27 protein-coding genes are annotated in these 21,306 nt (G+C 60.5%); 2 read left to right on the forward strand and 25 right to left on the reverse strand.

Annotated features, from left to right (window positions below; genetic code table 11):
* From PLC66_RS18360 to PLC66_RS18470, 23 genes are all read right to left on the reverse strand, one after another.
* Nucleotides 1-2,344 (reverse strand): hypothetical protein (locus PLC66_RS18360; RefSeq protein WP_324543181.1); only part of this gene is annotated, 2,344 nt, incomplete at its 3' end.
* On the reverse strand, nucleotides 2,337-2,783 hold the full coding sequence (locus tag PLC66_RS18365) for a hypothetical protein (protein WP_324543183.1): 447 nt from the start codon (nucleotides 2,781-2,783) through the stop codon (nucleotides 2,337-2,339). The genes PLC66_RS18360 and PLC66_RS18365, both read right to left, overlap by 8 nt.
* Entirely contained in the window at nucleotides 2,783-5,809 is a 3,027-nt protein-coding gene (locus PLC66_RS18370) for a coiled-coil domain-containing protein (RefSeq protein WP_324543185.1), read from the reverse strand. Before PLC66_RS18370 ends, PLC66_RS18365 begins: the two co-directional genes overlap by 1 nt.
* Complete coding sequence (locus PLC66_RS18375; RefSeq protein WP_324543187.1) at nucleotides 5,790-6,035, reverse strand: hypothetical protein; 246 nt, start codon at nucleotides 6,033-6,035, stop codon at nucleotides 5,790-5,792. The genes PLC66_RS18370 and PLC66_RS18375 overlap by 20 nt, the downstream gene beginning before the upstream one ends.
* 19 nt (nucleotides 6,036-6,054) lie before the next feature.
* On the reverse strand, nucleotides 6,055-6,477 hold the full coding sequence (locus tag PLC66_RS18380; protein WP_324543189.1) for a hypothetical protein: 423 nt from the start codon (nucleotides 6,475-6,477) through the stop codon (nucleotides 6,055-6,057).
* A 12-nt stretch (nucleotides 6,478-6,489) separates the two neighbouring features.
* The gene (locus PLC66_RS18385; protein WP_324543191.1) at nucleotides 6,490-6,900 is read right to left on the reverse strand and encodes a hypothetical protein; all 411 of its coding nucleotides are present in this window, start codon (nucleotides 6,898-6,900) and stop codon (nucleotides 6,490-6,492) included.
* 11 nt (nucleotides 6,901-6,911) lie between these two features.
* Nucleotides 6,912-7,340, reverse strand: a complete 429-nt coding sequence (locus tag PLC66_RS18390; RefSeq protein WP_324543193.1) for a hypothetical protein — start codon at nucleotides 7,338-7,340, stop codon at nucleotides 6,912-6,914.
* Entirely contained in the window at nucleotides 7,331-7,762 is a 432-nt protein-coding gene (locus PLC66_RS18395; protein WP_324543195.1) for a hypothetical protein, read from the reverse strand. The genes PLC66_RS18390 and PLC66_RS18395 overlap by 10 nt, the downstream gene beginning before the upstream one ends.
* Nucleotides 7,763-7,764: 2 nt before the next feature.
* Nucleotides 7,765-8,088 (reverse strand): head-tail adaptor protein, encoded by a 324-nt coding sequence (locus PLC66_RS18400; RefSeq protein ID WP_324543197.1) that lies wholly within the window; start codon nucleotides 8,086-8,088, stop codon nucleotides 7,765-7,767.
* Nucleotides 8,088-8,441, reverse strand: coding sequence for a hypothetical protein (locus PLC66_RS18405; RefSeq protein WP_324543199.1), 354 nt, complete (start codon nucleotides 8,439-8,441; stop codon nucleotides 8,088-8,090). The genes PLC66_RS18400 and PLC66_RS18405 overlap by 1 nt, the downstream gene beginning before the upstream one ends.
* A 10-nt stretch (nucleotides 8,442-8,451) precedes the next feature.
* On the reverse strand, nucleotides 8,452-8,856 hold the full coding sequence (locus PLC66_RS18410; protein WP_324543200.1) for a hypothetical protein: 405 nt from the start codon (nucleotides 8,854-8,856) through the stop codon (nucleotides 8,452-8,454).
* Nucleotides 8,853-9,275, reverse strand: coding sequence for a hypothetical protein (locus PLC66_RS18415; protein WP_324543201.1), 423 nt, complete (start codon nucleotides 9,273-9,275; stop codon nucleotides 8,853-8,855). The genes PLC66_RS18410 and PLC66_RS18415 overlap by 4 nt, the downstream gene beginning before the upstream one ends.
* A 12-nt stretch (nucleotides 9,276-9,287) precedes the next feature.
* Nucleotides 9,288-9,512 carry a hypothetical protein gene (locus PLC66_RS18420; protein ID WP_324543203.1) on the reverse strand — a complete coding sequence of 75 codons (225 nt, stop codon included), beginning with the start codon at nucleotides 9,510-9,512 and terminating at the stop codon, nucleotides 9,288-9,290.
* Nucleotides 9,509-9,799 carry a hypothetical protein gene (locus PLC66_RS18425; RefSeq protein WP_324543204.1) on the reverse strand — a complete coding sequence of 97 codons (291 nt, stop codon included), beginning with the start codon at nucleotides 9,797-9,799 and terminating at the stop codon, nucleotides 9,509-9,511. Before PLC66_RS18425 ends, PLC66_RS18420 begins: the two co-directional genes overlap by 4 nt.
* Nucleotides 9,792-11,036 (reverse strand): hypothetical protein, encoded by a 1,245-nt coding sequence (locus PLC66_RS18430; protein WP_324543206.1) that lies wholly within the window; start codon nucleotides 11,034-11,036, stop codon nucleotides 9,792-9,794. The genes PLC66_RS18425 and PLC66_RS18430 overlap by 8 nt, the downstream gene beginning before the upstream one ends.
* Nucleotides 11,037-11,084: 48 nt before the next feature.
* Nucleotides 11,085-11,282 carry a hypothetical protein gene (locus tag PLC66_RS18435; protein WP_324543207.1) on the reverse strand — a complete coding sequence of 66 codons (198 nt, stop codon included), beginning with the start codon at nucleotides 11,280-11,282 and terminating at the stop codon, nucleotides 11,085-11,087.
* A 4-nt stretch (nucleotides 11,283-11,286) separates the two neighbouring features.
* Nucleotides 11,287-11,649 carry a hypothetical protein gene (locus PLC66_RS18440; protein WP_324543209.1) on the reverse strand — a complete coding sequence of 121 codons (363 nt, stop codon included), beginning with the start codon at nucleotides 11,647-11,649 and terminating at the stop codon, nucleotides 11,287-11,289.
* 55 nt (nucleotides 11,650-11,704) lie between these two features.
* The gene (locus PLC66_RS18445; protein WP_324543211.1) at nucleotides 11,705-13,966 is read right to left on the reverse strand and encodes a phage major capsid protein; all 2,262 of its coding nucleotides are present in this window, start codon (nucleotides 13,964-13,966) and stop codon (nucleotides 11,705-11,707) included.
* A complete protein-coding gene (locus PLC66_RS18450; protein ID WP_324543213.1) occupies nucleotides 13,963-14,157 on the reverse strand; it encodes a hypothetical protein in 195 nt (64 codons plus the stop codon). The genes PLC66_RS18445 and PLC66_RS18450 overlap by 4 nt, the downstream gene beginning before the upstream one ends.
* Nucleotides 14,147-15,565 carry a hypothetical protein gene (locus PLC66_RS18455; RefSeq protein WP_324543214.1) on the reverse strand — a complete coding sequence of 473 codons (1,419 nt, stop codon included), beginning with the start codon at nucleotides 15,563-15,565 and terminating at the stop codon, nucleotides 14,147-14,149. Before PLC66_RS18455 ends, PLC66_RS18450 begins: the two co-directional genes overlap by 11 nt.
* A 284-nt stretch (nucleotides 15,566-15,849) precedes the next feature.
* Entirely contained in the window at nucleotides 15,850-17,163 is a 1,314-nt protein-coding gene (locus PLC66_RS18460; protein ID WP_324543216.1) for a terminase large subunit domain-containing protein, read from the reverse strand.
* On the reverse strand, nucleotides 17,144-17,503 hold the full coding sequence (locus PLC66_RS18465) for a DUF5681 domain-containing protein (RefSeq protein ID WP_324543218.1): 360 nt from the start codon (nucleotides 17,501-17,503) through the stop codon (nucleotides 17,144-17,146). Before PLC66_RS18465 ends, PLC66_RS18460 begins: the two co-directional genes overlap by 20 nt.
* A gap of 90 nt (nucleotides 17,504-17,593) precedes the next feature.
* Nucleotides 17,594-18,535: a tyrosine-type recombinase/integrase gene (locus PLC66_RS18470; RefSeq protein WP_324543220.1), complete on the reverse strand. Its 942-nt coding sequence runs from the start codon at nucleotides 18,533-18,535 to the stop codon at nucleotides 17,594-17,596.
* 1,028 nt (nucleotides 18,536-19,563) lie between these two features.
* On the opposite strand from PLC66_RS18470, the gene PLC66_RS22950 reads away from it, so the two are divergent.
* Nucleotides 19,564-20,115 carry an HNH endonuclease gene (locus PLC66_RS22950; protein ID WP_503012238.1) on the forward strand — a complete coding sequence of 184 codons (552 nt, stop codon included), beginning with the start codon at nucleotides 19,564-19,566 and terminating at the stop codon, nucleotides 20,113-20,115.
* A 77-nt stretch (nucleotides 20,116-20,192) separates the two neighbouring features.
* Here PLC66_RS22950 and PLC66_RS18475 read toward each other — a convergent pair whose 3' ends face one another.
* Both PLC66_RS18475 and PLC66_RS18480 read right to left on the reverse strand, forming a co-directional pair.
* The gene (locus PLC66_RS18475; protein WP_324543222.1) at nucleotides 20,193-20,624 is read right to left on the reverse strand and encodes a hypothetical protein; all 432 of its coding nucleotides are present in this window, start codon (nucleotides 20,622-20,624) and stop codon (nucleotides 20,193-20,195) included.
* Between the two features lie 19 nt (nucleotides 20,625-20,643).
* Entirely contained in the window at nucleotides 20,644-21,009 is a 366-nt protein-coding gene (locus tag PLC66_RS18480) for a helix-turn-helix domain-containing protein (RefSeq protein WP_324543224.1), read from the reverse strand.
* A gap of 115 nt (nucleotides 21,010-21,124) precedes the next feature.
* On the opposite strand from PLC66_RS18480, the gene PLC66_RS18485 reads away from it, so the two are divergent.
* Complete coding sequence (locus tag PLC66_RS18485) at nucleotides 21,125-21,304, forward strand: hypothetical protein (protein ID WP_324543226.1); 180 nt, start codon at nucleotides 21,125-21,127, stop codon at nucleotides 21,302-21,304.
* The last annotated feature ends 2 nt before the right edge of the window (nucleotides 21,305-21,306 follow it).

The following is a 21,306-nucleotide window of genomic DNA, read 5'->3' on the forward strand; positions in this document are numbered from 1 at the left end:
TAACGGCTGGGATGGTGAAGTTGCGCGAGAGCAGCCCCATCGACGGCGTGATGTATTCCGACCCGACCTTCACCCGCGCCGTGTCGGCGATGAACGCGGCCACATGCAGCTCGTCGGCCGTTATCATGCGCGCGTCGAATACACCGTCGTAGGTCAGGCCCCAGCCCGTGCCCAGAAACCCGCTGGCCCAATGCGCGGTCTTGAGCGTTACCGCGCTGTTAATCTGCATCACGTTGTCCGGCGGGTCGATGATGAGCGACTGCGCCGGGGCCAGCGTCAGGCTGCCCGAATCGGTCACGATCTGTCGCGCCCCGACGAACGACAAATTACCGGCGGCAAAAATCAGGCTCGTAGCCGGGTCGAGTGTAATCGACCCGGTCGATTCAATGCGTGGCGTAATCGCCTTGTCGGCCGTCAGGTTGCGCAATGTCAAATCGCCCGCCGCCGTCCCTTTCAGCAGCGTGCCGACCGTCGCCTTGGCGTTGTCGGTCGCGGTGACGGCGTGGGTATGGCTGCCTGACTGTAGCAGGTTGGTTGACGCGGCCGACAGCGTGCCCGGCGTGCCCATGCTCAGGCTGTCGCCTGAAATCAGCAGCCCGCTGGTTGCCCCGATGTTCAGGCTCAGCACCTTGTTGCTAATCCCCAACCCGTCACCGGCCACGGTATCGGCCAGCCGCAATCCGGTACCGGCGACCTCCAGTCCCGACGGCCCGGCCAGCTGGAGAGAGACGACCTGCCCCGTCGCCACGTTGATAGCCGCATTGCCGGATGTCACCGCTTCGTGGGCGGCACCGCCGCCGCTGCCGCCCTTGCTCCTGTCCAGCGACCGGCTGTTACGCGCCGGGGCGTTGGTATAGAACAGTTGTCTGTCGGTTTTTCGGATGGCCTCGGCCAGCAGCCGTTCGTCCGTCAGGAACGGAGCCTTCTTATCCGACAGTTGCAGCCTGTAGAGCAACATGCCGTCACGGTACGTCGCCGTCACGTCCAGGACGTACATGAGCGTATTGTCCAGTGCGTAATCCGGATTGGTTACGTAGACATACGTCACCGGCTCAATAGGAATGGCCGACAGCACCTCGCATTCCAGATTCAGCCGTTCGTCATTGTGCTCCCTCAACCACAGGAGCGCGGCGTTATACAGCGCCTTGGCCGCCAGTTGGCGCGACGCGGCGCTGTCCGACGCCGGGCCAATCCCGTCAAGGCGCAGATCGCGCGCCGCATACCCGCCGACTTCCCCGGCGGTATAAACCAGATACGCGCCGTCAATCGAATACCCGGCGGCCACCGGAAAGCCGGCCGGCAAATCCTTTAACGTCAGCGCCTTGTCGCCGCTGCCGGAGCCGGTTGGCTTAACCCGCGTAACCCGCTCGTTGGCGTCATAGCTCAATCTCGCGCCGGGCAGGATGACAGCCTCACGGAATGCATCGTAGTTGTCGTTGACCACGAGATTCAGTGGATAGCCGTACTGGGGATGGGTAAGCGCCGGAACCTCACGCCGCCATTGAAGGCGGCGGAAACCCTCGAACGACCGAACGAAATATTCACCGCTTTGCACCGCAATCAACTGGAGTGCCTTTAATATGCTGGCTTCCTGCCCCGGCGCGACAAACGAGCCGTTGGTCGTCGAATCATAGCTGCCGTACAGACCCCAGCCGTTTTTAGTACCCATAACACGGCTCATGGCCAGCTTCACGTCGGTATTGGCGCCGCTCGTCTCGGTGAACGCCGCCCCATACAGGGAGAACTTCTGCACAGGGGGCGCGGCGGCCGCCTCGTCATCGACATTCACTTGCCACGCTGGGTCAATGGTCAGCAGCCCCCCGGCCGTATGCGCCGTGATCTCCGACCAATTGCCGTCGGCCAATTCCACCGTCCAGCCAATCAACGACGTATTGGCGTAGGCGGCGGTATCGGTCGCATTCATTTGCAATGTCGTCTTGTCGACGGCCGTCGGTGTGCCACCGGCGCGGTATTTGGAGATATGCCGCAACCCGACCGGTATATCGCTGAGTTCCTTAATCGCATCCCGACCACTAGCTTTAATTACCGTGCCTGAGCCGCCATCCTGAAACGAATGCTCTTCAATCGATGTTGCTTCAATGATGAAATCGGCAATGATGTGCCCCGTCATCGCGCGGGTATTGATGACCGTGACGGTCACGCGACGGTCGCGGTCGAAGATGAAATCGGCATTCGTGCCGATGAATGGCACCGTCACCGACGCGCCGCGACCGATCTCATGCCACGCCCGATTGCCCTGCGCCTCAATGATGTCCTCGGTATAGTAAATCTGTCGGCCGAGACCATCGTAGACCCGCAGTTGTGCCCGGCCCCAATCAGTCATGGAACAACTCCAGCTGCTTGAAATACAATCGAACGATCGCCCAGTTGACTACCTCACTGTCATCCATCTGGCCGTCATCAACGATTTCGCCATAATCGAAAATGGCCTGAGCCGACCAGGTACGCGCGCCGCTGGGTACGCGCACGCGCAACGCTCCCTGCACTCCGCTCTTGCTCATGATGTCGGAGAGCAAAGAATCGATCATGCCCCCGTCGCCCGGCCCTGTGCCGTGAATCAGCAACTCCAGTTCCTGATCGATTGGAAATATTGGCTTAACCGTCGTGCTCGCTGCGTTGACCGCCCGGCCGTTGGCCAGCGTCAGAATCCGCGCCGTGCGCGGTGATTTGAGCCGGCACAGCAGCGGCTTCACCAGCGACGTACGCAGATTCAGGCCGTCGAATTGGTCAATGTAGCCGTAGGGCAAATAAGATACAGTCACTATAAACTCCTGAATGCGGCCAGCACCCCGGCCTTGACCGACCCGCCCACATCGCCGCCGCCGTAATTATTGACGACCAAATCAACATAGGCTCCGGACGCGTTACGCCCGCGGTCGCGGCTTCTGGGCTGTGGCGCGTCCGGAGGAAGCGGACTGTCCCCCGCGGTCGGCGCCGCGCCCGTCGTCGCATAGCGCACATTGATCACCCAGGTGCTGTCGGTCAACTCCTTGAGGACGGTTTTCATATCCTCGAAATCCTGTTCGGCCTCCGTACTATCGGATTCAACAGTCGTCTTGTAAATGGCCGCGTCGTAATCCTCCAATTCGCCGCGATAGCCGCGAAATTCAATTTTGGACGCCGGGTCAATCACCACCCCGACGGTCGTTGTGATGCCCTTGTCGGCCCCCGACTCCTGGGCCAGCCCCCGGTAGTAGTCACCGACCTGCGACGAATCCGGCGCCTGGCTGAAGAAGTCCTGCGTGCTCTGGAGATTCTGCTGCGCCTGTAGCGCCGCGGCCGCCGTCTCATAGATGCCGGAGGCCAACGACTTGATCGCCCCCGCCTGCTGCCCGGCTGTCAGCCCATAAAACGCCGTGCTCTGGGTCAGGGTATCCAGCGCCCCCACTGTCTCGGCATACTGCGTACGAAGATCGGCCTCGGCCTGCGTCATAATGCCCAGCGAGACGGCAATACCGGCCAGTTGCTCGAAATTGCCCTCCTCAATCAGCCGGGCGGCAATCGAGTTATAGGCCCGCTCGTAATAGGAATCCTGAATCGCCTTGTTTGCGGCAATGATGGCATCCCGCGCGTCCTCAGCCGCCTCGGCGTCGCCGGTGTAGTTGCGGGTCGTCTGCCCCTGCCGCTCCTCCAGCGCCGCCAACTGCTGCGACAGGTCAGCCCGTTGCTTGTCGGACAAATCGCCTTCCAGCCGCCCGACAATCTCCAAATATTCGTCACTGAAACTGTCGAGGTCTTTAAGCTGCTTCTGGAGTTCGCTCTTTTGGGCGGCGGTCAAATCCGCCGCAAGCTGCCGCTGAATCGCGGCGATGTCGCCGGAATTGTCGATAGTGGCCGTCCGCCATTCGCCGGTAGCCGCCTGTAAATCCTGCTGCGCGGCGATCAGATCATCGACCGGCGCCGCGTTAAACGATTCGCCAAACGCGATGTTAAATTCCTTCTGCGCGGCCGCGGCCACCTGCGAGGCATAGGCAAACTCACCCAACTCGGACGCCCACGCCGCCATGGCGTCCATCGCGCCCCGCGTTTTGGATTCATCCATCCAGGCCGGGACAATATCCTCCGTCTGCATGGCCAGACTGGCCGCGGCGGCCCTCTCCTGCGCCCGCAGCCAGGCAGCCTCCATTTCAGCCGCCTCGCTCTGAGCCTGCCCCATGGCCTCTATCGCCTTAATCCGACGATAGATAGCCGCCGTCGTTTCGTCCAGGTTCCAGTTCTGATCGACCCCCAGACTGTCGGCCAGCGTGGATATTTCCATGCGGCTGAACTCGCTCAGGATCGTCCGTTGGAATTCCCCTACATCGCTCGACAATTCACCGATACGCGTAATCTGCTTCTCGGCCAGGTCGAGGCCGACGAACGAGGTGGAATTGATCTTCAGGAAGCTCCAGAAATCCAGATTGTCCAGTTGCCGCTCCGCTTCACGTGCGGCATCGACAACCTCCTCGATCGACGTGGCCGCCGCGACCGACGCCTCAACCGGAGCTTTAAAAGCATCCCCGGCGCTCAACACATCAACGGCACGGATCGCTGCGTCGGTCAACTCCGTCATGAGCGGCAGCAGCCCGGTTCCCAAACTCACCTTCAAACTCTGAATAGACGCGTCCCACGCCTTCAACGTATTTGAATAGCTGCCCGCCTCACGCACGGCCGCGCCCTGTGCGTCGGCCGTCGACCGCATGATGACGTTCAACCGCGCCTGCGCCTTGGCAACCTCCAGTTGCGCCCCGGTCAGTTCCTGCGCGCCCATCCGCGCCAGTTCCTGCTTAAGCACGGTTTCGGTAATCACGATACCGTAGCTGCGCACCGCCTCGTGATTGCCGACAATCGCCGAGGTCAGTTTTTCAACCGCCTCGGCGTCGCTGGAATTGTTGAACGCGGCCAGATCGATAGCCAGCTGCGTGATCGTCTTCGACAGCCCCGCCGCTTCCTCTCTGGCAAATCCGAGCGGCACGAACGTGTTTTGCAACGTCGAGGCAAAACCGGTCAGATCGCCGATAAAGCGCCGGTTGGAATCGGCCATCCCCTGCAAATCATCGCGCACACCGCCCGCCAATGTGCCGAAAACCTGCTCGAACTTGGCCGAAGCCTCCTCGGCGTCCGACGCGGCCATAACTGAATCCCGACCGAACTGCAACAGTTGCCGCCCGGCCGTCAACAGCGCGCCGCCCGTGACCAGCGCCTGCACCTGCTTGCGCACGATGTCGGTCGCCAGCCCCGACGATTTGCGCGTCTCGGCCATGCGTCGCTCGGCCTGCTCGGCCCGAACCGTCGCCACGCGCAACTGCTCGCGGGCGCGGGCAACATCCAGTTCGACTTTTTCGCTCTTGGCCGTCGACTGGAACGTGCGCTGCCGCTCCTGCGCCAGCTTCTCCTCGGCCTGCGCCGCGCGTGAGACGCTCGCCTCGGTGTTCGCTCGTCTAGAGGCGAGCGTTTCCTCGGCCGCCGCCGTGCGCAGGGCCGCCTGCTCCACCTGTTGCTGAGAGGCCAGCGCCCGGCTCTCGGCCGTCGCCGCGTTAGCCGCCGCCGCCGCCGCCCGCTCGCGGGCCTCGGCCGCCTTGCTGACCGCCGCGGCCACCTTCGACGCGCCCTGAATCTGCTCGCGCTCTTCCTGCGATAGCTGGCCGTACGTCTGCGCCAGCTTGCGCGCGTCGTTATTGGCCTCCTCAAACGCGGTCGCCGACCGCCGCAACGCCGCCGACAGTTGGTCGGTTTCCCGCCCCAGCCGCTCGATGTCGCGGGTGTCGGCCCGTGCCCGCAGGTTTAGCTCAAGGTTGCGTGTTGTCATGCTCTCGTTTATTTACCAATTCGACAAAGGCCCCGGCCTTGGCCGATAACCTGGTATGCATCTCCAGCAGTTTCTCGTTTGACAACAGCGTCTTGCCGTCGGCCTCAAACAGTTCGCTCACGCCGATAGCCTGCTCGATGGCCGCCATGAGCACCTCGTCCTGGTCGTATGCTCCCCCCGCGCCGGGCAGGACATGGTAGCGGCGGCACCGCTCGGCCAGTTCCAACGCCCAGGGCGCGGGTACGTCATGCGGCGCTGTCCGGTGCAGCCATATCCGCACCGACATTCCATCGAAAAAACAACTGAGCGTTCTCCCACTCCCTGTAGCAGCGTGCTATCCACGCCGCCACCGGCAGCGGCAGGTCGTCGGACGTTTTCACGGTCAGCTTCTTGCCGTCCGGCCCGGTCACATCCAGCTTGCCGAACAGCAGCGCCAATTCCACATCCTCATACGAGAACGCGATCCGGCTCGCCGCATCGGCCGCCACGCCGGTGAACACGATGCCCACCCGCGGGCTGTCGGCGTCGGCCGTCGGCCGGTTGTTGACGAACGCCTGCCACCGTTTGTGCATCGGCAGCGTCATGATGTGGGGGAACACGATCCGGCCGGGGTAATCCGGCAGGGGCGATTCCCCCACACCGTCGAGAGACAAATATTCTTCGGTCATAAAAACCTCCGATTAGCTGACGACGACGTTACCCGACACTGCCCACGTGTAGCTCATCGAATTCGCATCCGACGACACGGCCGGAATGTCCAGCCGATAGAGCAGCCCGGTCAACGTAAAGGTCGTGCCCGACCCCGCCCCCTTCGGTTTGTAGACGATCACCACGTCGTCGCCGTGCTTGCCGTCCAGCACCGGCCACAGGTCGCTCGCCTCACCGTCGGTGTAGATCGAGGTGAACTCGAAGCTGCGCGCCGATTTGTCGCCGGTCTGCGTGAACGTATCGCCGTTAATGGCGGTGAGCGTATTTACGCCGAATTCACCGCCCGACGGATTGATCGCCGTCGTCTGATCCTGAAATGCAGTGCCGTCCACGGTGATCGTGACCTGCGTTGCCTTGGGAATATTGGTCTGTGAAATACTCATGATTTACCTCTCTAATACGGAATGATTCGCACGTACAACAGGCCACGTCGCCAGTTGACAAGCTCCTGAGATGAAGGCGGCTTCTGGTCGGCCGCAAACGGATAGCAGTTCGACCAACTGGAACCGTTCGGTCCCCAAATAGCGCGCCATATGCCATCACAGACGGCATTCAAATCCTGCTCGGCCGCCTGATAGTCGCCATCGATACGCACCTGAATGTCGATCAGGTAGTCATAGGCCATATTCAGCCCGTCAGGCGTATCGCCCGGCACGGTCGAAATCGATGTGATGACGGCCTGCGTCCGCAACTCCGTGCGCTGTGTCCGGTAGCCATAGGCCACGTCAAGCCCGGCCACCCCGCCGACCAACGCCGTCAGTTGCGTTAGACAATCGTTGACCGTATTTTCCGGCAGCGACGGCCCGCTCAATCCTAAAGCCATAGGTCATCCATCCTGTTCATAATAGTTTGCTCCATGCCGTCCAAAATCGAATCGGCATGCATGTTCATCACGTTCTCGAACCAGTTGCCGAACCGGTCGGCCCAAACCTCGCCATAGATGGCCGGTTGGCCGCGATTGACCGGGTTTCGCGCATCAGGGTCGATAAACACCGTACCCTGCACGCCCTCGCCAAACGGCTCAAGCTCGCCCCGGTGGGCGCTCCTGAGAGTACCCGTATCAACCGGCGCGGCGCCCGCCGCCAAATCGCGCAGCTGAAGCGTGCCCGCGGCCACTACACGACCCAGCAACCCGGCGGCCGACGTGTCGGCAATCTCCTGGAGAAATCCACGATTGGACTGCGCCAAACGGCTCAGCCGTTCAAATTCGCCAATCGTGCCCGGTTCCCAGCTGCAATCCAGCATCGTTATTCTTCCTCTATCAGCAGCTCGACAAATTGCGCGTCGCCGCGTGGCCAGCGGCTCACCGCTCGAATCCGGTAATCCACACCGCCGGTGACGAGCCGCCAATCCGGAAAAAACGTCTCATCGGCCGTATAGACAACCATCAGACGTACCGCCAACGCCATGCCCGCCCGCTCGGCCTGCTCCTGCGACGCCGGGTAGACCGCGCTGCACCGCAGCCCGGCGACCATCGTCTCGCGCGCCGCCGGATTACTGCCCGACGGCACGCGCTTCACATCGCAGGTCTGCGACAGACGCAATGAACGAGCGGCCGATACCAGTGCCATCAGTTCGTAACCAGCACCTTGCCGCCAACGTTGCAGTCGATATAAATCGAACCGTCCGACTGCCGCCCGACGTTCAGGCTAACCGCCTTAAACTCATACGTCTTGCCGTTAGCCACGGAAACGGTCATGTCCGGCACGGTCACGCCGACATTGGAGTAGATCGTCGGTGTCGGCACCTTCACCGTAAATGTAGCCGCACCACCCGTGTCGTTTTTTAGGATGATGCGATTGTTGCTATCATAGGGGAACGACACGCCGTTATTCGCCCCGACCCCCAACGTCGCAAAACTCGCGTCGGTGATGTTCAGCCCGGTATCCGGCACCGCCGTAGCTGTGATTGGAACTCTCGCCATAATTACACCTCTAGAATCTGCCTACCCAATCCCTGTAAACACCTGACCAATCGACAATACCGCTGTCGGCCGTGCCGTCGCCGTCGTCAACAGTCGTGAACCCGTGAATCGCGCGCATGTCCTTGGCGCGGTCGGCAAACGCCGCCGATTGCCGCATCTCCTCGGATTCAGGCCCCAGCCGGTAGCTGCCGGCATACCGCGCCCACTGCGCGGCCAGCGCCTCAATCGCCCGCGCCGCCGTGCGCTCCAGATTGTCAACCTCCAGCAGCGCAAATGCGTCGAGTTCCTCATCCTGAAAATTCGCCCGATTCGGCCGCGGCCCGTCGCCCTCCACCGTGTCGCCGATGAGCAGACGCAGCAGAGACCGCCGATGGACGCCGTAATCGGCGTTGGACAAATCGAATAGAAAACTCATGTCAGCAGGATGATCCCATTCGCCCCGAACTGGAGCGTGTAGTTTCCGCCATTGGTCGGCGTCGTCACCTCCCAATAGGCCACCAGACACTTCGAGGCGTGCGAATCGTCGTAGAGAATGGCGTGCGACGGCGTGCCGACATTAAGGCCCGTCCAGGTCACATCGTCGGCGTCAAATTTCGCCCGGTCATTGGTTGTGTCCTTCGTGACCCCCTTGTTGCCCAGGGTCGACCCGCCCGACGTATAACCCGTGCCCGACTCCTCGCTAGCCGACACATCGGAATAGCCGTTGTGCGAATCGATGTTCGGCGTGTAGCCGGTCACCAAAATCATTTTGAGCGTGTGCCCGTACAGGTTGATATTGCCGAGGAACAATTCCTCTTTGAATTCGTTGTAGAGCGCCCCATCGCCTTGAGCCATAATTTCACCTCGTTATTCAGCCGGTACCGCCACGCCCTGAACGCCTATGGAATTCAGGCCGATGGTGATATTCCCGCTTTCGTCAATCGTCGTTGTTGCCTGTCGCTGCGCCTCGTTTTCCAGCGCCTGAAGACGCAGCACCAGCTCGTTAAAATGTCCTTTCACCTCGGCGTCGTCATACGCCGCAATGTACTCGGATACCAGTTGCAGCCCGATATACGCCTGTAATGCGTTCAAAATGAGCTCCTCTTTACCAGAAACGACCCCTCGGCCGCGGCCGTAACCGCGCCGCTGGATTCCCACCGATAACGCCATTGGCCAGCCCGGTCGGGCACGAAATCGACGTAGTACGACCCGCCCGCTTCCTGCGTGACGGCCACATCAACGCCATAGGTCAGATCCGTCACATCGCCGGTCGGATCGGAATACTTGACCGTGACGACCGTCGGATCGACCGGCGCGCCGTCGGCATCGGTAAACGCCGCCGACAATCGCACCTGATCGCCCAAATCGTAGCTATTCATCGCAGCCCCCACGGTCATCGACCGCGACCAGATAACGCCGGAAATCGCCGACCGCCGCGCCATAATTGGCCCGGTCGCCCAGCATGACACATCCCAGCATCATGAAGACAAGCAACCGCTCGATATTCAGGGTCGGCTCGAATGTCTGGAGCGGAATCACCATATCCCCCGGTATCACGCCGATTTCAACCGGCAGTAGCCCCGCCGCGATTGTTTGCAACAGAATCGTCACATCGCCGCCGATGCTCGAAATACCCAGAGTGACGGCCTCCAGAACGGCCGCCAACGTCGCCGCGTCAATCACAACCGGCCCCGGCACAACCGTCAGACTATCAGCGCTCAGGATATGACCCAGCGACGCCAGCAGCACCGCCGCCGCGCCGGGTACGACGTTCAGGCTCGGAACCGTCGCCGCCCCGTTGAGCACGCTCAGGGCCACGCTCTGCCCGACGGCAATATCCAGCGCCTCGGCCAACAGCGAAAGCGTGTCGAACGTCAACGTCACCCCGCCCGGCGCCACCCCCAACGGCACGGCCGACAGCGTTCTGCTGATGGTGCTCGCACTAATGACAACCCCGCCCGGCGTAACCGTCAGGCTTACCGCCGACAACGCACGACTCAGGGTATTCGCCCCGATGACCACCGCGCCGGGGGCCACGGCCAACGTAATCGCCGACAGCGTACGGCTCAGAGTGCTGAGCGTCACCGTCACCGGCGATGACGCGGTGTAGGTGATGTTGAGCGTGGGGTAGGAGCCGCCGCCGTCGTCGTAGGCACGGACGCGGATGTAGGATGATGAGCCGTTGCCCTTGAGCAGGATGACGATGTCGTTTCCGGACACCCAACCGGCGCGGTTGACAATTTCCTGTATGATGCTGACGATGGATGGCGATGTTTTGACGCCGGTTCCGAGGCTGGATGCATTCCAGTTGACGGTGGCGGCGGTTGAAGTTCGGCCGCTCATGTCGTTGGTGGTGGTGGTGAATGTGGCGGCGTCGTCTGTGGCTTCGGCGTAGATAGTTACGTCGGGGTCATCGAAGGCAGTTGAGACGAAGTAGAGGTCGAGGCTGGCCGCGCTGATGGTGGCGCCCTTGGGGATGGTGACGTTGAGGAAGCGCAGTCCGATGTATTGGGCCGCGCTGTTGGCGTTGATATTGGAACCGCCGAGAGAGACGGTTCCGGCTGCTTCTTGTCCGTCGTCGGTGGACGCGGCGGTGGATGCGGAGAAGGTAGCCATAACAGTCAAATACGCGGGACGGCTTCTAACAGCCGTCCCGCAGGTCTGTCACTTCCGGGTCACACTCTTTTTAGGCGCGGTCGTTGGTTCGACCGCGGCCTCAACCGGCAGATCGACCGCCGGGATGACGTATTTGCGGTAATCGGTCAGGATGACTACAACCTGATCACCGCGCTCAGCAACCTCCATCAGGCTGCCGGTATCAACACCCAGATGGCGCGCCACCTGCGCCTTCGTGTATTTCATATCCCTACCCCTCGGCCAGGATCAGCGTCAGCGACACGTCGGCCGCGTCAGTCCCATCGCCGCCGTCGTAATCGATGGTGACGAGAATCTCCGTGCCGGCCGGGATGTGCGGATATTCGCCGCCGACGAAATCAGCCCGACCGAACATCGTGGTCGTAGATGCCGCGCCGGTGACAGTCTTGGTCTTCAAATACGCGTCGGCGTCGGCCGCCGTGCCGATGTCCAGAATGAAACTGGTCGAAGCGGCGCAGGCGGCATTAACGCCCTCAAGCGTCACGCCGAACGGCAGACGCAGCCGATAGGTTTGGTTGGCCGTCAATGCGGCATCCAAAAAACTGATTGGTAGAAGCAGATGATTACCCAACATGTTCGTTTCTCCATCGGAGTGGGAGCCTTCCCCCACTCCGTCTAATTCAGCTTGATTAACCGCTGACGTTGCGCTTGCCGACGCCCTGATAGCCGCTCACGCCCACCGCAAACTCATCGCGCACCTTAATCGGCAGCACGTCGTTGGTGAACATCAGCCCGCTCGTCTCGGACGTAACCGAGAACAACTCAGGCGCCGGATGACGCCCGCCGCCGGGGGTCTGCGAGTAGCTCATGTGGATGACCGGGAACAACGCCGGGTCGACGATATAGGCCCAGTCCGTCGCGTCCGTCCAGTCCGGCACAACGATAGGAACCGGCCGCGGGTCGTAAATGCCGCGATCCTGCGCCTCAGGCGTGTAGGTCGTCGGCTGGCCCGCGCCATAGCCAAAAATGGTAAGCACAGTATCATACAGGTCGGCCGGAATCAGCAGGTAGCGCGGGTAGACACCCATGTAGGCACCGCTTCCCAATTCCGTCTGCTTGTACGTCGCCAGACGCGCCGCCCGCCATGCCGTCGCATCCGTACCGAATGCCGTCGTATTCACGTTGCCATGATCGTCATGGAACAGCGCCTTGCCGTCCTGAGCCAGCGTCGGCCCCGTCCCGGCGTTCATCGTGAACAGGTTGGCGATGGCCCGCGACCGGGTGCGAATAGCGGCCGAGGCCAGCGCGCGCGGGATAGCCTGCAATTGCAGAATGTCGCTGTTCTTGATGGCCTCGCGGGTGATCCCCACGTAGCCGCCCTTTTTGATGAACTGCGCCGTCTCATTGGCGTCATCCACCGGCAGTTCCGTGTAGGCCGCACCCTCGGCCACAGTCGGCAGCGTGCCGATTCCGCCGACGGTAATCAGATTGATGTCATGCAGCGTGCCGTTGTTGGGCACAACGTTGACGATCTGCTCGTACCAGCGATTCAGCAGCGCCATCTTGCTGACGACCACCTTGTTCATGGCATCGGCCGCCAGGTTCGACAGCGTCGCCGTATTCGCCGCCGAGAACATGACGCGCGTCCCGTCATAAACGCCGCGGAACTCCTCGTCACCGGTCAGGGCGACGTACAGGTCGGAAAAATGACGCATGTTCGACGGCGGCACAGCCGCGCCGTCAACACCAAAGAAATATTCGACCATGCCGCGAGCGTCGTCCATCGCGTCGCCGACGTGGAACTGCCCGCGCGGCGGCCGGTTCCCCATCTGTACCGTCTGCAATTCCTGCAGCGCGGCCAACTCGGTACGAGCCTCGGCAATGGCCGTCTCAACGGCCGCCGGACTGTCATACCGCCCGCGCTCAAGCCGCGTCTGAATCGCGGCCGGCAGCCCGCTGGCCTGAATCATTGCCTTTGCAGACGACGCCTGAAGCGCGTCGAGCCATACATTGGCCTGGGGAGCGACGGTCGGTGTAGCCGGAGCCGCGCTCATGGGAACCTCTCTCTCGTCCATGTGCTTTTTCTCCATAGGGATAAGTGCGGCTTCGGCCGCCAATGTGAGCCGCGTCGGGGCGTTATGCCGCCGTCGGTGCTCCAGATAATGCGCGGCGAAAACCCGCGCCTTGCCCGCGTCGATGTCATACTCGTCGGCAAGCTGCCGAAATTCATCCGGTATCTCGCCGGTTTCAAACAGCGGCCCCACAAACTCGGTGAGATCGCCGCCATTGAAGCCATCCAACAGCCGATACACGGCCGCCGCCAGTTCGCTGGTCGTCCCGCGAAACGCGCTGAACAGCCCATCCCGGTTGGCCGCCGGCTCGTCAACGGCGTCCACCGCATAGGCCCCAACCACACGCAAGACCGGGTATTTCCCCACCGCGTCGGCCGGTTTGCCGCTGCCGTCGTCGTCCTGCTCCATGCCGTTGGCCAACTGCCACGCGCCGTAGCCGTCCACGACCACCGACATGCCGAACGCCTCCGGGTCTTCGGCAGCCAGCGATTCAACGTAGGCCCGCAAATCGCCGCTCGGCGACCGCGCCGCCGTCTCGCTCAAATACAGGTCGCCCAGCACCCGGTCGCCCTCGATGCGAAAATTGCGCATCCGCCCCAAATGTTTGCCCAGCCCGTCGGCCGACAGGCCAGGGTGAGTAAAGCGGGATTTCAGCCCGCTCTTGGCCGCGTTGGCCAGCTCGGTAAACTGTTCCAGCGTCCTGTGGTCGATCATCAGCCGATGCCCAATAGCCTCAACCGCCTGCATGGCGCTCACGCCATAGAGGATATGCCGCGCCCGGTCAACCCGACCGGGCGCGGCGTAGCTGTTGAATCGATGCAAGGCGGACGAAACACCGCTGACAGGCGCGTCGTCGGCGCGAAAATCCATAACGGTCATACCTCATCCTCTCCCAGCGCGATCCGCCGCGGTTGCGACTGGATAGTCGTCCTCACCTCGGCCGTCGGTATGCTCACGACGACCCGCCGCGCGTCCTGGAACATCAGCGACGCGCCGGGAATCAACACGCCGTTGACCACCACCTCGTCGCCGTCCGGCCCGCGCGCGATCTCAACCGTATTACCGGCCATTACCGTTTCTCCATATGCGGCCGATGGCGCTAAGCTCATCGTCGCCGTCGGTGTCGTCTTCACCCTCAACCGGCGTGGGCGCAACCACCGGCCGCGCCGCTTCCAGTTCGTCCAGAATCGACTGAATCTCGCGCGCGTCCATCGGCTCGGCGATGAACTGCGAGAACATCCGTAACGTTCGCTCCCTGAGCGTCCGGCTGCCCGTCCCCAACGCGGCCGACAGGCCGGCGAACGCACTCGCCATCTCGCCACCCGCCTGCGCCAGCATCAGATTGTCGTCGCGGCTCAGGTCGGGCAATGCGATAGTAATCGCGCCCCTGTCCGGCGCGCGCCGCGCCATTCCCAGCCCGTGGGCGCGGGTGTAAGCCACATAACACAGGTCGATGACCATATCGGCGATTTCCATCTGCCGTCGCTTCAGGTGCCGGATAGCCGCCCGCTCCATCGCCGTCGCCGTCGCCAGATTCACGTCCATCGAATCGCCCAGCCAATGCGGCGGCTGCCCCGCCCCCACGGCGATCATCATTCTGACCGCCTGTAGGTCGTTTTGAGCCGGCGTAATCGAGAGGTTGGGTGTCTTCATGTCCCATTCCTCTTGGTCATCGTGAACAATAATCGCGCCGGGCTGGGGAAGGTTTTTTTGATACTTCTTCTGTGTGGCGGCAACGGCCGATCGAGGAACCTTCACAAACCAATGAAACATTCGCGCCGCCCAATTGAGTCGCACGCGATCCTCAACCATTTTGGAGTAGCGCAACAGCCACGGCGTAATCGTCGCCAAATCGCCGTCACCCCACAACGCCCCAACCGGCCGGTTAATGGCGTAATGCACCATCACCGCATCAGCCGCGGCCGCGTCCGGGTGCGACGGCGACAGCCATACCCGCGGCTCCTCGCCGGGGCCGCGCCGCTCGTGATAGGCGATCTCGGTTTCCCAATCGTTCTCGGCCGTCTCAATTTTGATGATCTGCGACTTGGGAACAGGCCGGACGTAGCTCATGCCGTCGCCCGGATTGCGGAACAACACCAGGAACACGTCACCCGCGCGACCAATTTCATCCACAATGGCCGGCAGACGCAACGCCATGCGGTTCTGCCGGTGCTGCCAAAACTGCCCCAGAAACCGCCCCATCTGCCCCGGCGCCTCAGGCGTAAACCCGTCGCCCAACACATGGTCGGTCGTAATCTCGATGATCCGCCGCGCCTGCGGGTTCGTGCGCCACGCGGTCAGCCCCTCGCTGTACTGGCTCTGCATGGTCGCATAATCGCGGTCATTGGCCCCCATCGAGCCGTCAGACCACGACGTGAGACCGTCGTCGGCCTTCCCAACAGGCACGGCCTCGACGGCCGCCAACTCGCGCCCGCCGAGGCCCACAACCCAATTACCAATACGCTGCCAGAAGTTCATACCAGTACAACGAAAAAAGCGCCCTACCCCGCGGCGTTCGTGACGCTCACAGACGGGTAAGGCGCTCAAGGCACTCAGTAAAATATTCAGTTGCCGCAATTATAAGGCGAACGGTTGTTCTGTGTCAAGTGGCCGCAGGTCACCTTCAATCACCGCCGCCTGCGGCCGATACTGCGACAGGTCGATGGTATACATCTGCCCCCGGTCCCGAATCTCGATCAGATCGCGGTCAGGGTCGAATCGAAACAACATACGACCGTCAGGGCCGCGCACATCCCGGTATGTCAAAACGACAACCCCTCCAGCGGATCTGGCGCGGCCACCCAGTCGGATTCCGTCGTGCCCTCGTCAATCAGGTACGAGCCGACGTAGCGCAGCGCGTCGAGCCGGTGGTACCTCGATTTGTCGGCGATGGCCTCCAGCGGATTGCCGGATTCATCCGTCACGCGACTGTAATTGGCGAGTTCGTCCAGCACGCCGTCGCAACTGTCGAAGACGCGCAGCCGGTCGGCCGCGAACAGGGAGTAGACCCGGTTGATGCCGACCTCCACGTCCGACACAACCGGCCGCCGAACGTGCAACCCCGCCGCCCGAAACTCGTCACGCCACTGCTGCTCGCCCGGCGCGCCGCCGAAAGCCTCGGCCTCGCCCGGCTCCCCTTCCAGCAGCGCCGCCGCGTGCCCCGCGGCCGTCGCTTCCCCCGCGTGATATTCCCGGTACAGGTACAACACCCCGTCGGGCGATTCGGCCAGAAAGACGGCCGCCGTGTTGACCCCGCCGAAATCCAGACCGACGTAGCGCGGCCAGTCGGCAGGGACAGGAAACGGCCGGCACGTGTGCCTCTCCACATCGAACGCGGCGTAGATCAACCCCGCCGGGCGCGTGAACCGCGCCCGGTTAAACATGTCGAACCGCCACGGCGGAAGAGCACGCCGCGCCCGCTCCCACTCCTCGCGCGGAAACGCCGGATTCATAATCGACTCGAAACGAATCAAATCCACGTCGTCGCCCGGCGTGTCCCAAAACTGCGCCTTCAGCCAGCCCCAATAGTATGGCGTGGTCGTGAGCAGCACCCGGCCGCGATGAATCGCGAGCCGCCGCATGATGGCCTCGAACGACTCGGCCTTAAACGACGGTTGCCCTGCCTCGTCCAGCCACGCGCCCTTCGCCGTCGCCGCCTCCAGACTATCGGGGTCGGTAGCATAACCAAACCAGACCGTCGTCCTGTACGCCCGGCCGCTATCGCCCCACAATCGCCGCTGGCCAACCTCGCTAATCTCAAATCGACGCGACGGACTGCCGACGTAACGGCCGAGCGCGAGATACTCCTCGAACAATTTACGAAATTCGGGTAAAGCTTTTTTGTCGAGCAAGGGGAACGACGGCGTGACGACCAGGTAATCGCCCGGCCCGGCCGTCTGGATTTCCCGGTGCAGCCACGGCGGGCCAAATGAGGTTTTGCCGCCCTGTGTGCCGGCCAGGACGCATACCTGCCGCGCCGTGGAGTTCCACGCCTGCCACTGGCCGGGGTGGAAATGATAGCGAAGCAGTCCGGCGGCCGTCAGTTCGTAAAAACCGTCATTCTGCGGGTGTGTCATCCGGCGCGACCACCTGAATGCCGATAACGCCGAGCTTCTCGCCGCCGGAAGTTACGTCGATTTGTTTCTTCTCGCCGTCAACGTGCCGGTAAATCCACTTGAGGATACCGGATAGCTCTTCTAAATCTGAGACAAACAACTCGCGGCCGTTGGGTAGCGTAACCCGTCCTTCGGTGGCAATTTGCGTCATCATCTGAGCGATAAACCGCTTTCGAGCGACACGTACACCGTCGCCCACATCGAGAGTTTTATTGAGTTCGGCCTCAAGGATCGACGTTAATGCCCGTTCCTTTGGAACCCTCCCTTTTGGGTTTCCTGACTGTCCTTTTTGAAATGGCATTGCATACTCATTGCTTAACAATATGTTTCATCTTGAAACGTTCTCTCTGTATTTTAGCATACCTGTTCTACTGTTGTAAAGATGAGTGGCCTACTTCAGCCAGTTATCCACCGGCGACGCCCGGCGGTGGGCGTGCTCCACATCGGCCTGAGCGAGGCGCAGGTAATGCTGCACCATCGCCAGCGACGAATGGCCGAGCAGCGCCTGAAGAGTAAAGACGTCGCCGCCGTTGCGCAGGTATTGCACGGCGAACGTGTGTCTGAATTTATGGGGATAGACGCCCGGCACATCCGCCCGTTCGCCGAGGATGACCAGCCGTTTGCGCAACCACGAACGGGTCATCGGGCCGTCACCGGACAGGAACAGCGGCGCGCCGGGGTCAACGTTCGGCCGTTCCTGAAGGTAACGCCACAGCGCAGGCCGCGAATGGTCGCCGAGCCACACGACGCGACTCTTGCCGCCCTTGCCGTCGAGTATCTCGATTCGACCGCTGGGCAGGTGCGCGTTACCGACGGTCAGGGCCACCAATTCCCCGGCCCGGATGCCCGTATCGAGCAGCATGAGGAGGATTGCCCGGTCGCGCAGCTCGTGGATGAAATACGCATTCGACGTGGCCCGGCCGCGCCGTCGAGCCTGAGCCGCGTCAAGGAGGCGCCTGACCTCATCGGCCGAAAAGGGCACCTGCTCGACATTCTGGACTTTCGGACGCGGCACCCTGCCGGCCATCGGATCGGGCATATCCACCGCGAGCGCCGCCCATCGCCAAAACGATTTGAGAGCCGTCCAGGCGTTATAGACACTCTGGGACGACAGCGGGCCGGTATCGCCGTTTGTGCGGACGGGCCGGTAATCCTCGCGCAGCCAGGCGAGAAACGCCGTCAGATCGCCCGGCTTCACCCCCTCGATCGGCGGGTCATCGGCCCAGGCGGCGAACTGATTCAGGTGGTGCCGATAGAGCGAGAGCGTCGCCGGGCGCAACCCCTCGGCCAACTTGAACAACAAAAAGCCACTAATCGCATCCGACATTCGCATGACAGCCTCCACTGAGCCGGCCGCCAATCTGCGGTTTTTACGTAGATTAACGGCCGATAGCGTCGGCGTTTGCGTGCGTCCGTCAGGCTTGTCTTCAAAATAAGTGGCCGGCTACGCATAGTAGGCGGCTGTGGGTTCGACTCCCATCCGCTCCCGTCAATCGGCGATTCAGGCCGGACGGGTAGCCGGTTGCGCAAGACTGACGGCCGGTCGCATTCGCCGACGATAACGGGCGGGCCACTCATCCGGTTAGGGCAAAAAACCGGTCGGAAGCGGCCTCCAATCTTAAAATTAGTCATTTTTTAAGGTAGCCTAACCTTAAGAAAATCTATCTTTTAACATCGTTCAACCTTAAGAAATGCCATTTTTTAAGGCCTCCATCAGGCATCTGATCCAAACCTGCCAAACCTGCCAAACCATTTTCTATATAAGCTGTTATTTTTATACTCTTTTAGTTTTACTATTAGGTTTGGCAGGTTTGGATCACTATATCTATATATAGACTTTATGACTCAAAAGGGGTCATAAAGTCTATATATAGGGGTGAAAACGGTTCAAAATTGATCCAAACCTCAATTTGCAGGTTTGGATCAGGTTTGGATTTCGGCCCCAGGTTTGGACAAATTCGGGCAAAATCGACGCTCTCCAACACAATTCAGCACACCCGTTCTAAATATTCACGTTTCATTCACACCTCACCGGTGCAAACCTCGGCTAAACTACCGGGGTGAAGTCGCGTCTGGTTTTTCTCCTCGCCCGCAGCGCGCGGGCCACGGCCGCCGTGGTGTGGCTGGCCCTTCACCTGCGACCCGAAGCGCGGCCTGGCCTAAATGCCCTGCTGGGGCGCAATAAAGCCCGGTAAAAACGATCTGCTCCAAGGTCGGCTATAATGTCTAACTAGACCGTTTGTGCTATACTTGTATAGAACGATACCCCAGCGAACGCGTGAACGTCCCTGGGGTTTGGCGACTGATTTAGGCAGTCACAGAACCATTGTACACATTGGTTCCATGACTTGCTACAAAGTAATGGAGGTAAATGTGTCAATTTTGTTCTCCTCTGGGTTGCGGACAGCCTCGTATCGTAAACATTGGCCCACTCTCGTAACGGCCTACGGCCAAACATGCTATTACTGTAATGAGTTTGCCACATGTATAGATCACATCATTCCCGTGTCGTATGGGGGTAGCAACGAGCTTGAAAACCTGGTGCTATCTTGTTCGTTGTGCAATCTTCTTGCCGGCGATAAGGTATTTAGCAACATAGATGAAAAACAAAGTTACATCCTGATAGCGAGGGCCAAAAATAGAAAGGTAACACGTTCTCTTTGTACAGAATGTCTCTTACCTTACGAATATCTGGTACTTTCGCCGTCTCTATTCCTGTGTGCTGAATGTTATGACAGCGATGAAGGCCACCTGGAATATTCGCAACGCCGCTCCTGGATTCAGTGGATAAAAATACTGAATATTGCCGGTATTCCTACTGAAGCTCATAGAACCTTGCGTAAATATGTCTTTAAATCAAGGCAACAAAAGCTAATTACGCTTGTGCAATTAGCCTATTACGGCGAACAATAACAAATCCCCACGGTTTCCCGTTAAAATCCGCTCTCAGAGGCAAATAGAGGCCTCTGAGGGGATTTTGGCGGGCGACGTCAGTCGCATTTAAGCAGAAAGACCCACTCTGTATGATCGCCGTATACCGTTAGCGTATAACGGCGATCATCTTCCAGCGACCATAACCCCACCCCCCGCGTGTCATCGGCCAAAATATCGGCAGGGCCGGTTACGCGCACTTCGTCGGCACCGTCCATAACGACGAATTTGATCGTCGCCGGCTGCCCCGCCTCTCGGCGATTGGCAACGTAATCCAGGCGTTGAGCAAAACAATATTCAGGGACATCCAGCGAAAAAACACCCGTTCCCGAACCGCTTTCACTGAGCAGGATTGTGCCCTCGGTTGTCGATGCCCTTTGTGTCCCGGACTGCGAGCCGCCGTTGAAAGACCTCGCAATGCCGACTGAAACGACGATTAGCAGAGGCACACCAATGAGGTAGCCGACTACATCCTTTTTAGTCCATTTCATGGTGTCGTTTGTATTTAAATTACGGTTTTTTATCCAACCGCCGAAAGCGAAACAAAGCGTACTCCAGAACCTCTTGGCGTTCCGCCGGCGGCATATTCTTCATGATACTGAGAATTTCCTGAAAAGTAGGGTCGACAGGCTCCATTCCATTCGTCTCCGGCGGCAATAACCCTGCCTGTCGAAAGACGTGTTCCGGCGAGAGGCTGAGGGCCTTGGCGATTTTGACGGCCGCATCCGGCCCCGCGTTACGATCCCCATTGAGAATACGCACGACAGTTGCGCTCGGAAGATTAGCGGCATTCGCCAAGTCCACCGCACGCCAGCCGCGCGCATTCATTTGGTCGTTCAGCCAGTCTGAAAATTCAATCCCATCCACTGTCAACATTGTAACCTCCAGGTAATTACCTGTGGGTATTGCATACTGCCTATTGACAGCCGATACTGTTCCATGTTATACTCCCAATACCTAGAGGAAATCGAAACTACCCACAGGAACAGCCATGAATTACGAACTCAAAACCGATACGAAGAACGATGAAATTATTGGCCGCAGCGTGTCGCTGTATGGCCGTAACTGGGCAGTGGTCGACGAAATCAATACCCGTTTCGATTTCGGCAATGTATCCATCGCCCTTCGCTACATCATAAACGAATACCAGCGCCTGACAACGGAGAAATAACC

The organism is Thauera sp., assembly GCF_035444905.1.
In the GTDB taxonomy this organism is placed as follows: domain Bacteria; phylum Pseudomonadota; class Gammaproteobacteria; order Burkholderiales; family Rhodocyclaceae; genus Thauera.

Excerpts from the sequence above, each read along its gene's own strand:
- PLC66_RS18445 (WP_324543211.1), bottom strand. The coding sequence starts at position 13,966 with ATGACCGTTATGGATTTTCGCGCCGACGACGCGCCTGTCAGCGGTGTT.
- PLC66_RS18485 (WP_324543226.1), top strand. The coding sequence starts at position 21,125 with ATGAATTACGAACTCAAAACCGATACGAAGAACGATGAAATTATTGGC.
- PLC66_RS18470 (WP_324543220.1), bottom strand. The coding sequence starts at position 18,535 with ATGCGAATGTCGGATGCGATTAGTGGCTTTTTGTTGTTCAAGTTGGCC.
- PLC66_RS18425 (WP_324543204.1), bottom strand. The coding sequence starts at position 9,799 with ATGAATAGCTACGATTTGGGCGATCAGGTGCGATTGTCGGCGGCGTTT.
- PLC66_RS18455 (WP_324543214.1), bottom strand. The coding sequence starts at position 15,565 with ATGAACTTCTGGCAGCGTATTGGTAATTGGGTTGTGGGCCTCGGCGGG.
- PLC66_RS18430 (WP_324543206.1), bottom strand. The coding sequence starts at position 11,036 with ATGGCTACCTTCTCCGCATCCACCGCCGCGTCCACCGACGACGGACAA.
- PLC66_RS18380 (WP_324543189.1), bottom strand. The coding sequence starts at position 6,477 with ATGACCGAAGAATATTTGTCTCTCGACGGTGTGGGGGAATCGCCCCTG.
- PLC66_RS18450 (WP_324543213.1), bottom strand. The coding sequence starts at position 14,157 with ATGGCCGGTAATACGGTTGAGATCGCGCGCGGGCCGGACGGCGACGAG.
- PLC66_RS18480 (WP_324543224.1), bottom strand. The coding sequence starts at position 21,009 with ATGTTGACAGTGGATGGGATTGAATTTTCAGACTGGCTGAACGACCAA.
- PLC66_RS18395 (WP_324543195.1), bottom strand. The coding sequence starts at position 7,762 with ATGCTGGATTGCAGCTGGGAACCGGGCACGATTGGCGAATTTGAACGG.
- PLC66_RS18385 (WP_324543191.1), bottom strand. The coding sequence starts at position 6,900 with ATGAGTATTTCACAGACCAATATTCCCAAGGCAACGCAGGTCACGATC.
- PLC66_RS18465 (WP_324543218.1), bottom strand. The coding sequence starts at position 17,503 with ATGCCATTTCAAAAAGGACAGTCAGGAAACCCAAAAGGGAGGGTTCCA.
- PLC66_RS18390 (WP_324543193.1), bottom strand. The coding sequence starts at position 7,340 with ATGGCTTTAGGATTGAGCGGGCCGTCGCTGCCGGAAAATACGGTCAAC.
- PLC66_RS18440 (WP_324543209.1), bottom strand. The coding sequence starts at position 11,649 with ATGTTGGGTAATCATCTGCTTCTACCAATCAGTTTTTTGGATGCCGCA.
- PLC66_RS18370 (WP_324543185.1), bottom strand. The coding sequence starts at position 5,809 with ATGACAACACGCAACCTTGAGCTAAACCTGCGGGCACGGGCCGACACC.
- PLC66_RS18405 (WP_324543199.1), bottom strand. The coding sequence starts at position 8,441 with ATGGCGAGAGTTCCAATCACAGCTACGGCGGTGCCGGATACCGGGCTG.
- PLC66_RS18475 (WP_324543222.1), bottom strand. The coding sequence starts at position 20,624 with ATGAAATGGACTAAAAAGGATGTAGTCGGCTACCTCATTGGTGTGCCT.
- PLC66_RS18400 (WP_324543197.1), bottom strand. The coding sequence starts at position 8,088 with ATGGCACTGGTATCGGCCGCTCGTTCATTGCGTCTGTCGCAGACCTGC.
- PLC66_RS18410 (WP_324543200.1), bottom strand. The coding sequence starts at position 8,856 with ATGAGTTTTCTATTCGATTTGTCCAACGCCGATTACGGCGTCCATCGG.
- PLC66_RS18415 (WP_324543201.1), bottom strand. The coding sequence starts at position 9,275 with ATGGCTCAAGGCGATGGGGCGCTCTACAACGAATTCAAAGAGGAATTG.
- PLC66_RS22950 (WP_503012238.1), top strand. The coding sequence starts at position 19,564 with ATGGAGGTAAATGTGTCAATTTTGTTCTCCTCTGGGTTGCGGACAGCC.
- PLC66_RS18435 (WP_324543207.1), bottom strand. The coding sequence starts at position 11,282 with ATGAAATACACGAAGGCGCAGGTGGCGCGCCATCTGGGTGTTGATACC.
- PLC66_RS18460 (WP_324543216.1), bottom strand. The coding sequence starts at position 17,163 with ATGACACACCCGCAGAATGACGGTTTTTACGAACTGACGGCCGCCGGA.